The organism is Stenotrophomonas sp. GZD-301, from assembly GCF_049310345.1.
Lineage (GTDB): Bacteria > Pseudomonadota > Gammaproteobacteria > Xanthomonadales > Xanthomonadaceae > Stenotrophomonas.
Genome location: NZ_JBMOWY010000009.1, coordinates 1 through 13,413, shown reverse-complemented (window position 1 = coordinate 13,413; position 13,413 = coordinate 1). Strand labels below are relative to the sequence as shown.

At 68.8% G+C, this 13,413-nt stretch carries 10 protein-coding genes; 2 read left to right on the top strand and 8 right to left on the bottom strand.

The window, feature by feature from the left end; all coding sequences use genetic code 11:
- Positions 1-23 precede the first annotated feature (23 nt).
- The 4 genes from ACO6VK_RS02545 to ffh all read right to left on the bottom strand — a co-directional run bounded on the left by ACO6VK_RS02545 (position 24) and on the right by ffh (position 3,874).
- Positions 24-812 (bottom strand): aminotransferase class IV family protein, encoded by a 789-nt coding sequence (locus ACO6VK_RS02545; protein WP_422505330.1) that lies wholly within the window; start codon positions 810-812, stop codon positions 24-26.
- On the bottom strand, positions 809-1,921 hold the full coding sequence (locus tag ACO6VK_RS02540; protein WP_422505329.1) for an NAD(P)H-dependent flavin oxidoreductase: 1,113 nt from the start codon (positions 1,919-1,921) through the stop codon (positions 809-811). Before ACO6VK_RS02540 ends, ACO6VK_RS02545 begins: the two co-directional genes overlap by 4 nt.
- A 39-nt stretch (positions 1,922-1,960) precedes the next feature.
- Positions 1,961-2,395, bottom strand: coding sequence for a hypothetical protein (locus ACO6VK_RS02535; protein WP_422505327.1), 435 nt, complete (start codon positions 2,393-2,395; stop codon positions 1,961-1,963).
- Between the two features lie 99 nt (positions 2,396-2,494).
- A complete protein-coding gene (ffh, locus tag ACO6VK_RS02530) occupies positions 2,495-3,874 on the bottom strand; it encodes a signal recognition particle protein (RefSeq protein WP_017355335.1) in 1,380 nt (459 codons plus the stop codon).
- A 131-nt stretch (positions 3,875-4,005) separates the two neighbouring features.
- Here ffh and ACO6VK_RS02525 point away from each other — a divergent pair, with 131 nt between their 5' ends.
- Positions 4,006-4,800 carry a cytochrome C assembly family protein gene (locus tag ACO6VK_RS02525; RefSeq protein ID WP_422505325.1) on the top strand — a complete coding sequence of 265 codons (795 nt, stop codon included), beginning with the start codon at positions 4,006-4,008 and terminating at the stop codon, positions 4,798-4,800.
- A 3-nt stretch (positions 4,801-4,803) separates the two neighbouring features.
- Here the strand turns inward: ACO6VK_RS02525 and ACO6VK_RS02520 are convergent, their stop codons facing one another.
- The 4 genes from ACO6VK_RS02520 to radA form a co-directional block, all read right to left on the bottom strand.
- Entirely contained in the window at positions 4,804-5,277 is a 474-nt protein-coding gene (locus ACO6VK_RS02520; RefSeq protein ID WP_422505323.1) for a hypothetical protein, read from the bottom strand.
- A 61-nt stretch (positions 5,278-5,338) separates the two neighbouring features.
- On the bottom strand, positions 5,339-7,645 hold the full coding sequence (locus tag ACO6VK_RS02515) for a hypothetical protein (protein WP_422505321.1): 2,307 nt from the start codon (positions 7,643-7,645) through the stop codon (positions 5,339-5,341).
- Positions 7,646-7,689: 44 nt separating this feature from the next.
- The gene (locus ACO6VK_RS02510; protein ID WP_422505319.1) at positions 7,690-9,549 is read right to left on the bottom strand and encodes an ATP-binding protein; all 1,860 of its coding nucleotides are present in this window, start codon (positions 9,547-9,549) and stop codon (positions 7,690-7,692) included.
- A 127-nt stretch (positions 9,550-9,676) separates the two neighbouring features.
- The gene (gene radA, locus ACO6VK_RS02505) at positions 9,677-11,053 is read right to left on the bottom strand and encodes a DNA repair protein RadA (protein WP_411850337.1); all 1,377 of its coding nucleotides are present in this window, start codon (positions 11,051-11,053) and stop codon (positions 9,677-9,679) included.
- Between the two features lie 149 nt (positions 11,054-11,202).
- On the opposite strand from radA, the gene ACO6VK_RS02500 reads away from it, so the two are divergent.
- On the top strand, positions 11,203-13,266 hold the full coding sequence (locus tag ACO6VK_RS02500) for a putative bifunctional diguanylate cyclase/phosphodiesterase (RefSeq protein WP_422505317.1): 2,064 nt from the start codon (positions 11,203-11,205) through the stop codon (positions 13,264-13,266).
- The last annotated feature ends 147 nt before the right edge of the window (positions 13,267-13,413 follow it).

The window sequence follows — 13,413 nt, the reverse complement described above, 5'->3', positions numbered from 1 at the left end:
TGAACAGCCCCTTTACCCCGCCCTCACCCGGCCAAGGGCTGCCACGGCACCGCCGCCAATACGGCCCGCGCGCGGGCGCACAGCGCCTCGGAGTCCGGCAGCGCCAGCGCGTCGATCCGCGAAATCGGCCAGACCCCGACCGAGTTGCAGGCGAACGCGCCGGTGAATCCGGCCAATGCCTCCAGCGTGACCGGCCGGACCTGCTGGTCGCCGTCCCACCCCGCCTGCAGCAGCCGCTCCTGGGTGCCGCGCAATGCCGGCGCCTGCGGCCACACCAGCGTATCGCCGGCAGCCAGCCCGATGTTCCAGGTGGTGCCCTCGCTGATGACGCCGCCGTCGCCGACGAACAGCGCATCGTCGGCGCCAGCCTGCAGAGCCGCACGGCGGTGCTCGAACAGCGGGAACGTGCCCACGTGTTTGAGGTGTGGCAGGTCGCGCTGGTAGCGCACCGTGCGCAGGCTGCGCGAGGCGGCCGGCAGCGTCACCGGCGCGGCAACCGCGATCAGCACGTCCACCGGCACCGCCTGCAGCGGTTGGCGGAAATCGAAGCAGTGCGAATACACCGTCACCCGCAGTGAAGCATCGCGCACGTTCGCGGCATGCAGCGCGTGCCACATCCAGGCCTGGACCTGGTGGGTATCGAGTGCAGTGGCGAACAGTTCCTGCGTGCCCTGCTGCAGCCGCTGCAGATGCAGGTCCAGCCCCTGCACGGCCCCGTCGCGCACCTGCAGCGAGGTGAAATGGCCGTAGTTGGTCAGCGCGCCGGCGAGGTCGTCGGCACTGGCAGACAGGCCGTTGCAGTAAAGCTTCATGCCAGCAGCGTCCGCGCCTGCGCCCACATCTGCGCGAGCACATCGGCGGCCGGGCGTGCCGGCGCCATCCACGCCGACTGGCCGGCCCAGGCCTGCATCGCATCCAGGCGGTGCTCGCGGTTGGCCTGCGCGCGCATCGGCGCGGTGAGGCCGCGCTGTACCGGGTACGGCTGCGGCGCGGGCGCGCCGGCGGCGGCGGCAGCGCGCACGTAGGGAGTGGCCAGGCCGCGGCCGAGGCGGCCGCTGAAGGCGCGGGTCGGCCAGGTATCTTCCGGTTCGGCCTCGGCCAACGCCTGCGACCAGGCCGGATCCAGCGCGCATTCGGGCGTGCGCAGGAAGGCGGTGCCGACCTGCACCGCACTGGCGCCCAGCATCAGTGCGGCCGCGATGCCCCGGCCATCGGCGATGCCGCCGGCCGCAATCACCGGCACCTGCAGGTGGTCGGCCAACCGCGGCAGCAGCGCGAACAACCCCACCAGCTGACGTTCGGCCGCCGCGGGATCGAACGCCCCCCGATGGCCACCGGCTTCAAACCCCTGCGCGACCACGGCATCGGCACCGGCCGCCTGCGCCGCCTGTGCTTCGGCCAATGTGGTCGCACAGGCGAACCAGGCAATGCCCACGTCCTTCAGCCGCTGCACCTGGGCGGCGGAGAACACCCCCATGATGGTTGAGGCCACCGCCGGGCGCGCCTGGATCAGCGCATCGAACTGAGCATCGAAGTCGGCCGGGCCGGCGTCACCGGCACTGGCCGGCACCTCCGGGCCCCACTGCGACAGAAAGGCACGGGTCGCCGTTTCGCCGTCCGCATCGCGCGCCGGCAGCGGATCGGGAAGCCACACATTGACCTGCGCCGGCCCGCTGGACTGGGCGCGGAAGTCCGCCATCCACGCCACGATGTCCTGCGGCTGGGACAGCACCGCGCCCATCGCGCCCATGCTGCCGGCATTGGCCAGCGCCGCCGACAACGGCACCGGGCAGGCGCCGGCCATCGGGGCGAGCAGGATCGGGGCCTGCAATGAAAAACGCCGACAGAAACCGTCGGCGCGTTCGAGAAGGGACGAGTGACTCACGCGCGCGCACCTGTGGGAGGAGACGGCGACCAGCATACGCCGCACCGCCTCACCCGGCGTGTGCGCCGGCAGGACTCAGCGGGCCGACACCGCGTAGGTGCGGACCAGCTGGCTGTCCATTTCCTCGTTGAACTGGAAGTTCACATAGCGCGCGTCATCGGCCTGGAATTCCTGCTCGGACACGGCACGACCGATCTCGGTGCCCTCCGCATCCAGCGCGCGGGCCACCAGCTTGCCCTTGAAGGGTTTGTCGGCCACCACGTAGACCGCGGCATCCTTCGACCCCATGCCCCGGCTCTTGCCCAGGGTCACGGTGAGGCCGCGCGCGGCGAGTGCCGGATCGGGCTGCAGGGTGACATTCATGCGCTTGTCCACGCCCTCGCCCAGCCCGGCCACGAAGTCGGCGGCGGTACCACTGATGGCGCTGCCGGCCTTCTGCGACATCGAGGCGTCGTCCTTGCACGCAGCCAGCGCCAACACCAGCGCCACCCCTACGATCAACTTGTTCACGGGCATTCCTTTGAGGGATCAACAGCGCGCTAGTCAATCATCCGCCGGCGCGGACAGCAAGCGTCATCCTCGCGACCCGATGACGCTTCCAGCCAGGATTCAGCGGAACGGCAGGCCGCCGCGGCCGCCCATCGCGCCCATCATCCCCTTCATGCTGCGCATCATGCCCTTCATGCCGCCGCCGGCCATCTTGCTCATCATCTTTTCCATCTGCTGGAACTGCTTCATGAGCTTGTTGACGTCAGCCGGGGTCAGGCCGGAACCGCGGGCGATACGGGCGCGGCGCGAGCCGTTGAGCAGGCCCGGATTGCGCCGTTCCTTCTTGGTCATCGAATTGATGATGGCGATCATGCGCGGCACTTCCTTGCCCTGGCTGACCTGCTGCTTGAGGTGCTCTGGGATCTGGCCCAGGCCCGGCAGCTTGTCCATCAGGCCACCGATGCCGCCCATGTTCTGCATCTGCTCGAGCTGGTCGCGCATATCGTTGAGATCGAACTTCTTGCCCTTGGCGACCTTCTCGGCGAGCTTGGCCGCCTTGTCCTTGTCGACCTGCTGCTCGACCTGTTCCACCAGCGACAGCACATCGCCCATGTCCAGGATGCGGCTGGCCAGACGATCGGGGTGGAACACGTCCAGGCCGTCCGGCTTTTCGCTGACGCCGACGAACTTGATCGGCTTGCCGGTGATGTAGCGCACGCTCAGCGCGGCACCGCCACGGGCATCGCCGTCGGTCTTGGTCAGCACCACGCCGGTCAGCGGCAGCGCTTCGCCGAAGGCCTTGGCGGTGTTGGCCGCATCCTGGCCGGTCATGGCATCGACCACGAACAGCGTTTCAGCCGGGTTGACCGCTGCGTGCAGGGCCTTGATCTCGGCCATCATCGCGTCGTCGATGGCCAGGCGGCCGGCGGTATCGACCAGCAGCACGTCCACGAAGGACTTGCGCGCATCGTCGATGGCGGCGCGGACGATGGCTTCCGGCTTCTGGTCGGCGGTGGACGGGAAGAACAGCACGCCAACCTGGTCGGCCAGGGTCTTGAGCTGCTCGATCGCGGCCGGACGGTAGACGTCGGCCGACACCACCATCACCTTCTTCTTGCGCTTTTCCTTCAGGTGCTTGGCAAGCTTGCCCACCGTGGTGGTCTTGCCCGCGCCCTGCAGGCCGGCCATCAGGATGATCGCCGGGGCCGGCACGTTGAGGTTGAGGTCGGAGGCGGCCGAACCCATCACCGTGGTGAGCTCGTCGCGCACCACCTTGATCAGGGCCTGGCCCGGGGTCAGCGACTTGAGCACTTCCTGGCCGACCGCACGCACCTTGATGCGCTCGATCAGGGCCTGTACGACCGGCAGGGCGACGTCGGCCTCGAGCAGGGCGATGCGGACTTCGCGGGTGGCCTCGCGGATGTTTTCCTCGGTGAGGCGACCGCGGCCGCGCAGCCGCTCGATGGTGCCGGAGAGGCGCTGGGTCAGGGACTCGAACATGGAGGCAACCTGTTCAGAACGAAAGACAAAGAGACCGACAGTATAGCGGGTCCGCTGCAGCCACCGGATCGCCGCTGCGGCCTGTCGCCGCAGGCATCGCCAGCATCCCGGGGGTATGCGAAACTGACACGATGACAATCGTTCTCATCGCCACCCTGCTCTACCTGACCGCCACCGGCCTGCTGGTGCGCGCGGTGAGCCGCGATGACGGCCCACGCTCGCCGGCCTGGTTGTGGCCGGCGCTGCCGGCGATGCTGCTGCACGGCACCTACCATGTGATGGTGGCCATGCGCACCAGTGGCGGGCCGGACATGCACTTCTTCGCGGCGCTGTCGCTGGTCGGGCTGGGCATGGCCTGGCTGACCTCGCTGGTGGCCGCGCGGGGCCGCATGGCCGCGCTGGGGGTGCTGGTGTTCCCGATGGCCGCGGCGGTGCTGTGCGTCTACCACGGCTACGGCCATGCGCCGAGCCGCCCGCTGGGCTGGCAGCTGGCCACCCATGCCTGGATGGCGCTGCTGGCCTACGCCACGCTGAGCGTGGCCGCGCTGTTGGCGATCATGCTGTGGCTGCAGGAACGCGCCCTGCGCCGGCGCGACTTCCGGCCCTGGCTGCGGGCATTGCCGCCGCTGGCCGATCTGGAAGCGCTGTTGTTCCGGGTGATCACCGTCGGTTTCGCCCTGCTCACCCTGACCCTGGTCACCGGCGTGCTGTTCGTCGACGACCTGCTGGCGCAGAAGCTGGTGCACAAGACGGTGCTCAGCATCCTCTCGTGGATCGTGTTCGGCACGCTGCTGATCGGCCGCCGCCGATATGGCTGGCGCGGCGCCAAGGCCGTGCACTGGACGCTGACCGCGATGGGCCTGCTGCTGCTGGCGTTCTTCGGCAGCCAGTTCGTGATCGAACTGGTGTTCGGCCACGCGCGCTAGCCGCTACAGCGGTTCGGTCAGCTGGTCGCGCAGGCGGCTGCCGCCCTGGGTGGTCATGTCGTCCACGCCCCAGCATCCGTCGCCGCGCTGCCGTAGCGACAGCAACGCGCGGTACGGCTCGCCCCACACCGCATAACGCACCTCCACCGTGGCCACATCGGCCGCGGTGCCGGCCACGCGCGCGAACGCGAACGGCGCATCGATCTCGCCATCCTGGCCATCCAGCCACGGATCGCTGTCGAGATGGCAGATGCCCTGCTCGCGCTCCTGGCAGTCGCGCTCCTCAGCCAACAGCCTGTCCAGCGCGGGCGTCAGCACTCCCGCCGGCGTCGCCAGCAGACCGTCCACACTGGCCTGCTGGAACCGGCGCGCCACCGCTACCGGGTCGTCGCACGCCTGCCCGGCCTGCGCCGCCGGCGCGCACAGCAACGCCAGCGCCAGGCTTCCATATACCCGCGTCCACTGCGGCATCCGCATTCCTCGTCTCCTTCCCTGTCGATGGAGGCCGGGCGCCCCGTTGGCGCGCCCGGCCCGGTCATTACAGACCGTAGCGTTCGATCACGTCCACGTGGCGCTGCTCGTCCTGGTCGCAGGCTTCGGCCAGACGCAGCCAGCACAGCCGATGCGGCCACTGCGCGGTCGCGTCGAGCAGGAACCGGTGCAGCTCCAGCGGCGGCTGTTCCTGCGGCTGGGCCACGGTGAACAGCACGCCCGGCAGCGGCGCATCGTCGCCTTCTGCGTCGGTGAGCTGGTAGTCGTCCGGGCTGTGCGTCCACAGCTTCCAGCCACGGGCCTCGACCGCCTCGGAGAAGGCACTCCATGCGTCTTCACCGGGGTGCACGCCATCGACCAGCCAGCTGCCCGCAAAGCCACCGCTTTCGAGCAGGTGGACCTCGGCATAGGTGGGCATGAAGCGCGCGCGCTCTTCCTCGTCCTCCGGCGCCGGATGCACCAGCTCGGCGTCGAACACCACCCAGTCGTCCACGCGCTGGCGACGATTGGCCGGCGCGTTCTCGACGATCCGTGCGGTGACCGGGCCGGTGCGGCGCGCATAGTATTCGATCGGCTCGCCACCGTCGGTGCAGCGGATGATCACCCAGCCGAACGATTCCTCGACCGGGCCATCGGTGCTGTCCAGTTCCATGCCGATCGCCGCGGCCGAGCCACGCACGGCCGCCCAGTCGCGGGCGGCGCTGGCGGCGGTCATGTGATCCCAATGCGCGCTGCGCGGTTCTTCCAGCACCTCGGTGAGGTGGCGGTACTGCACGGCGGCGTCCTGGAAGCGCTGCATCGCCATCAAGGCCACGCCCAGCAGGTTGCGCGCACCATGCGACTGGGGCGACAGCGCCAGCAGCGCGGTACACGCCTGCTCCAGCGTGGCCCAGTCGGACAGCTTGTGCGCCATCTGCGCCTGGCACCACAGCGCGAACACCGGCACCTGCGCCTGGTAGTGCTGGGCCAGACGATCCAGGCCGGCCTGGTCGCCGCGCTGCACCAGCAGACGCAGCAGCGAGTACGCGGGGGCGGCATCCTCATGCGGGTGGCGCTCGACGAACGCCCACAGCAGTGCAATGGCTTCATCCTCGGCGCCACAGGCGTTCAGCGCCGAGGCGGCCACATCCAGCATGGCGGCGTCGTCGGGACGCTGCTCCACGCCCTGCAGCAGCCATTGCGCTTCGCGCTCCGGATCGCGCCCATCGCCCTGCTCGCCCTGTTCAACCAGCCAGTCGAGCAGGCCTTCGGCAGGAACGGGCAATGCGGCGGCGCTGGGGGCGGCATCGATGCGAGCGGCCATCGCCGCGACCGCGTCGCTGGCGCCCCGGTCCTGGCGCAGCTGGCCCAGGTGCTGGCGGGCCAGCGCCAGGTGGCGGCGCGCGGTCCACACCGCACCGCGCTGCAGCGCCATGTCCACGCACAGCCCGGCGATCTCGATCACGAAGCGATGCGCACCGACCTCGGCGTAATGCGCCAGGGTCACGTTGAGGCGACGGCCCAGATCCCAACTGTTGCGCTCGGGCGCATTGCGCACCAGCAGCGCCACGGTGTGCGCCCACATGCGACGGTAGTTGGGCGACAGCTGGTTGAACGGCACCAGCGATGCCAGCGCCTCTTCGTCGCGGCCCAGCTGCGCCAGCGCCCACGCGCGCGACAGCTTGCGCGGAATGGTGCAGTTGGCCGGCTCGTAGTCGCCTTCGGCGTCCACTTCGGCCTGGCGCACATCGATCAGCGCCAGCGCCTCGGCCGCGCGGCCGCTGGCGAGCAGGATCTTGATGCGCATTTCCGGGAAGCTGTCGTAGACCTTGCCGCCGTGCGCCAGCACGGTACCGGCCTGCACATCCAGGTAATCCAGCGCGCCCTGGCTGTTGCCGTCGTCGAGCAGCGCATCGGCCTTCTCGCAGCTCAGGCACTGGAAGCACGCCCAGCTCGGATTGATCCGCGCCAGCGTTTCCTCGCAGACCTCGATACGCTCGGGCACCCAGCCAGGACCGTCGATGTTGCCGTAACAGGCTGCCAGGTCCTGGGTCACGCAGATCGACTGCGGGCACTCCACGGTGTCGGCACGGTGTGCGCGCTCGAACAGCGCCACGGCATCGCCCAGCGCCGACTCGCCTTCCAGGCGGTTGCCGACGCGGTTGCGCATGTCCCAATGGCCGACAAACACCTCCAGCCACGGATTGCCCAGCGTTTTGCCCAGCGCACGCGCTTCGGGCAGCAGTGCATCCACGCGGTCCATGCGCAGTTCGCAGACCTCATCGGTCAAGCGCGTCAGCAGCTGCGCGCTCTGCGCCTGCCCGGCTTCGCCAAGATCGTCCTGCAGTTTTTCCACCCAATTCCAGATATCCATGCGGTCGTGCCGTCCTGTGTTGCGTAGTGGTTGAAAGGGGTTGATCAGCGCGGCGCCTGCAGCATCTGCTGCAGGGCATCGGCGATATCGCCGAACGCGCGGTTGAGGTCGTTGCTGGTGGCCCCGCCGTCCTGCGTACGGCCCTGCGCGCTGACGATCACCTTCAGCGAGCGCAGCAGGCGCGCGGCGGACTCGGCCTGCGGGTTGCCGGCGCGCATCGCCGCCAGCAACGCCTGCACGGCGGGGTTGTCCAGGTTGAGGTACAGGCGCGACGGCGCGCGCGCCACGATCCGGGCGGTGAACTGGCGCGCCAGGCGCAGCGCGGCCATCGACACGCGCTTGTCGTTCTCGTCGTCCTCCAGCCGGCGTTTCAGCTCGGCCTCGCGGTCGGGCACCACCACCACCGGCAGTTCAGCCGGGCTGAAGTGCGCCGGCAGCAGCTGCTCGCCGTCACCCAGGTGGGTCTGCAGCCACTCCAGTTCGGCGTCGGGCAGCGTATCGGTGCGGAACAGCGCGCGGTTGCCCTGCTCGGTTCCCAGTTCCACCAGGCGCATGCCCTTGGCCTGGGTCCAGCGGCGCAGGAACGGCACCACCGCGTAGCGGTTGCCATGCGCCACCGGCACGCCCATCGCACGGAACAGCATCTCCTCGAAGCCGCCGCCGCTGTCCAGGATCACGTGGACCGCACCGCGCGACGGCAGTTCGCTGGCCTTGATGTCGCCCTGCGAACTGGGCACACGCACGTGTTCGAGCAGCAGCTGGAACAGGCGGTCGTCGCACAGCGACGCACCGAGCAGCGCTTCGTTGTGCCGCACCAGAATGCGTCGCCACGCTTCGGGCTGCTGGCGTGCGATCTCCACCAGCCCATCAATCAATGCCTCGCCCAGCGCATGCTGGACGGCGCTGTAGGTTTCATCGCGCTGCAGGTCTTCGCGGCTGGCGGTGGGCGTCAATCGGCTTGATTCGATCACCCCGCCGATGAAACCGGCCCACGGTGGCAGCAGGTCGCGCGCGTCGTCGTCGAGCAGCATGCCGCGCACGAACACCGAGAGATTGCGGTTGTCGCTGGTGCCGTAGGTGGCACCGTCCTGTACCCAGAGCAGGCCCACCGCGTCGCTGCCGCCATCGGCGCGCAGCGGCATGCAGGCGATCGGTTCGAAGCTGCGCTCGAAGTGCGCGGCGAACTCCAGGCCACGGCGCTGGGCCTGCAGCGGGTGCATGACCACACCGGCCTGCGGGCGCCACGGCGGCGGCTCGGGATTGATCGCGCGCGCATCCTGGCCGATGTGGATCGGCTCACCCAGCAGCGCGCAGTAGCGGCCCAGAATGTCGCGCAGGTTCTGCTCCTGCGCCAGATGCACGTAGCTGCCATGCAGCTCGAGGATCACTTCGGTACCGACCGCGCGCGCCGGCATCGGTGACACCGTGTACTGCTCGGCATTGCTGGACACGTAGCAGTGGCCCAGCGCCGGCTGCTGGTAGGACGTGGTGCGCACGGTCACCCGGCGCGCCAGCACGAACGCGGACAGGAAGCCCAGCCCGAACATGCCGATCAGCCCCTCATCGTCCTCACCGGCCTGGCGCAGGCCGCGGGTGTAGCCCACGCCGACCGTGGCCAGGTAATCGTGGATTTCCTGCTGGGTCAGGCCGGCGCCGGTATCGATGATGCGCACGATGCCGTTGACGGCATCGCCGTGTACTTCGATCCGGCCCGGCTCCTGCCAGTCGGCCTGTTCCAGGCGCCGTCGCACCAGGGAATCGTGCGCGTTCTGCACCAGTTCGCGCAGTGCCACCACCGGGGTGGAATACAGATGCTTGCCAAGGACAGTCATCAATCCGTTGAGGTCGACACCGGCGCGACGGATCTCGCTGGCGCCCTGTATATCCAGGGGAGTCTCGTGCATGTAATCGTTTTCTCTGGCGGGCGCATCCCGGCGGGGATACGAGCTGGAACGAGGATTTCAGGAGATGAAAACTAGCACAGCCCGGCCGCGCATTGCCTGCGCGGCGGGTGCATTGGAAACAGCGCGTTCAGATCGCGTCGATGGCCTCGGACAGCCGCTCCACCGCGATCACCTCCATGCCCTTCACGCTTCCGGCCTTGGGCGCATTGGCTTTGGGCACGATGGCGCGCTTGAAGCCATGCGTGGCGGCCTCGCGCAGGCGGTCTTCGCCATTGGGCACCGGCCGGATCTCACCGGACAGGCCCACCTCGCCGAATGCGATGGTCTTTTCGGCCAGCGGGCGGTCCTGCAGCGAGGACAGCACCGCCAGCAGCACCGGCAGATCGACCGCGGTTTCCTGCACGCGGATGCCACCCACGACATTGACGAACACGTCCTGGTCGCCGACCAGCACGCCGCCGTGACGGTGCAGTACGGCCAGCAGCATGGCCAGCCGGTTCTGTTCCAGACCCACCGCCACGCGGCGCGGGTTGGACAACGGCGAGGAATCCACCAGCGCCTGTACTTCCACCAGCAACGGCCGGGTGCCCTCACGGGTCACCATCACGCAGCTGCCGGGCTGGCGCGTGCTGCCACCGGACAGGAAGATCGCCGAGGGATTGGAGACTTCCTTGAGCCCCTTCTCGCCCATCGCGAACACGCCCAGCTCGTTGACCGCGCCGAAGCGGTTCTTGAAGGCACGCAGCAGGCGGAAGCGGCTGCCGCTCTCGCCTTCGAAGTACAGCACCGCATCGACCATGTGTTCGAGCACGCGCGGGCCGGCGATGCCGCCCTCCTTGGTGACGTGACCGACCAGGAACACGGCGGTGCCGGTTTCCTTGGCGAACCGCACCAGACGCGCCGCGCTTTCGCGCACCTGGCTGACCGAGCCGGGTGCGGCGGTCAGCGATTCGGTCCACAGCGTCTGCACCGAATCGGCGACCATCAGCTTCGGCTTGGCCACGCTGGCATGCCTGAGAATCGCTTCGATCCCGGTCTCGGCCAGCGCATTGACCCCGTCCAACGGCAGATCCAGGCGTACCGCGCGCCCGGCCACCTGCGACAGCGACTCCTCACCGGTGATGTACAGCACCGGCAGCGTCGCCGCCATTTTTGCCACGGCCTGCAGCAGCAGCGTGGATTTGCCGATGCCCGGATCGCCGCCGACCAGCACCACCGCACCCTCCACCAGCCCGCCGCCGAGCACCCGGTCGAACTCGCCGATCCCGGTGCTCACCCGCAGGTGCTCGGTCTGCTGCACATCCTTGAGTGCCATGATCTGCGGCGCATCGACCTTGCCGGCCCAGCCCGAGCGCCGCGACGCAGGCGACTTGGCGGCGGCAGCGCTTTCCAGCACCACCTCGCCCAGCACGTTCCAGACCCCGCATTCGGTGCACTGGCCCTGCCATTTGCTGTATTCCGCGCCGCATTCGCTGCAGACGTAGGCGGTGAGCCTCTTGGCCATGTCCACTTCCACTTCATCGTCAGGCGCCCAGAATAGCCGAGCCGCGTCGCAGCATCCGAGACGCGGCGCGCACGGGCCTAAAGAATCCCGCGCCGGCGCCGATACCCCGGCGCACTCCTGCACCCCCTCCGCTCCCCAGGTTTTTCTCCATGACCGGCACCTACAGCCAGAGTCTTGTCGTGTTCTCGCTGCTGGTTGCCATCCTCGCCTCCTACACGGCGCTGGACATGGCCGGCCGCCTGGCCAGCACCGAGGGGCGCGTCGCACGCTGGTGGCTGGCCGGTGGCGCCGTTGCAATGGGCCTGGGCATCTGGTCGATGCACTTCATCGGCATGCTGGCGTTCAACCTGCCCATTCCGGTCGGCTACGACCTGGCGATCACCCTGTACTCGCTGGCCGTGTCGGTCGGCGCCTCGGCCTATGCGCTGTGGCTGGTCTCCCGCCCCCACCTGCCGTGGGCGCGCCTGGGCGCCGGCGCCGTACTCATGGGCCTGGGCATCGCGGCGATGCACTACCTGGGCATGAGCGCGATGCAGATGCAGCCGGGCATCACCTACGATCCCCTGTGGTTCACGGCCTCCATCATGATCGCCATCGCCGCCTCCGGCGCGGCGTTGTGGATCGCCTTCCGGCTGCGCGGTGAACAGCAACGGCCGTTCCTGCTGCGCGGTGTCGCCTCGCTGGTGATGGGCCTGGCGATCGTGGGCATGCACTACACCGGCATGGCAGCCGCCAGCTTCCCGCCCGGCAGCATCTGCGGCGCGGCCTACGGCGACGGCATCGACAGCAAGTGGCTGGCGGTGCTGGTGATCGTGACCACGCTGGCCACGCTGGGCATTGCCCTGATCGCGTCGGTGTTCGATCGCCAGATGCGCACCCGCACCGGCCTGCTGGCCGATTCGCTGGCCCAGGCCAACGAAAAGCTGATCCAGGCCGCCCTGCATGACCCGTTGACCCAGCTGCCCAACCGGATGCTGCTGCAGGACCGCATCGAGCAGGCAATCGAGAAAGCACGCCGGCGCCAGTTCACCTTCGCGGTGATGTTCTGCGATCTGGACGGCTTCAAGACCATCAACGACGCCTACGGCCACCAACTCGGTGACAAGCTGCTGATCCAGATGAGCCATCGCGTGGCCGCGCTGCTGCGCGCACAGGACACCTTCGCGCGTCTGGGCGGCGACGAGTTCGTCATCGTGTTCCAGGTTGACGCGCCGGAAGATGCCGCCGTGGTGGCCGAGCGCATCATCGCCACCATCGCCGAACCCTTCGTGATCGACGCGCTGGAGCTGCAGGTCAGCGCCAGCCTGGGTATCGCGCTGTATCCGGCCGACGCCACCAGCGAACGCGACCTGATGGCACATGCCGATGCGGCCATGTACCACACCAAGGAATCCGGCCGTAACGGCTATACGTTCTTCACCCAGTCGCTCAACGTCAGCGCCAACCGGCAGCTGAAGCTGCTGCAGGAGCTGCGCAAGGCGGTCATCCGCGACGAGCTGGTGCTGCACTACCAGCCCAAGTTCCCGGCCAACGGCCAGGCCCTGACAGGTGCCGAGGCCCTGGTGCGCTGGCAGCATCCGGAGCTGGGGCTGCTGTCGCCGGACGCCTTCATTCCGCTGGCCGAGCGCAGCGGGCTGATCCTGCAGATCGGCGACTGGGTGCTGGATCGCGCCTGCGCACAGCTGCGCCAATGGCACGACGCGGGCCACGCGGACTGGTCGATGTCAGTCAATCTGTCGCCCCTGCAGTTCGGCTCCAGCACCCTGCTCGAGACCGTGCGCAGCACGCTGGAGCGCCATGCGCTGGCGCCGCGCTGGCTGACCCTGGAAGTCACCGAGACCACCGCGATGAAAGACGTCGAGGCCAGCCTGCAGATCCTGCACGGCCTGACCGCGATGGGCGTGAACATCTCCATCGACGATTTCGGCACCGGCTACTCCAGCCTGCTGTACCTCAAGCGCATGCCGGCCACCGAGCTGAAGATCGACCGAGCCTTCGTGCATGATCTGGAAGACAACGCCGAGGACGCCGCGATCGTGTCTTCGATCATCGCGCTCGGCCGCTCGCTGCAGCTGCAGATCGTCGCCGAAGGCGTGGAAACCGACGGCCAGCGCCAATACCTGAGCGACCTGGGCTGTGATCTGCTGCAGGGCTACCACCTCGGCAGGCCGGTGGGTGCAGAGGAATTCCTGCGGCTGGCGCGCGCCGCCTGAGAAGCGTGCCGACCAACGGTCGGCGCCCACCGCACCATGCCGACCAACGGTCGGCACCCACCGCACCGTGGCGACCAACGGCCGGCACCCACCGCATTGTGTCGGCCAACGGCCGGCACCTGAAGCATCGTGCCGACCAGCGGTCGG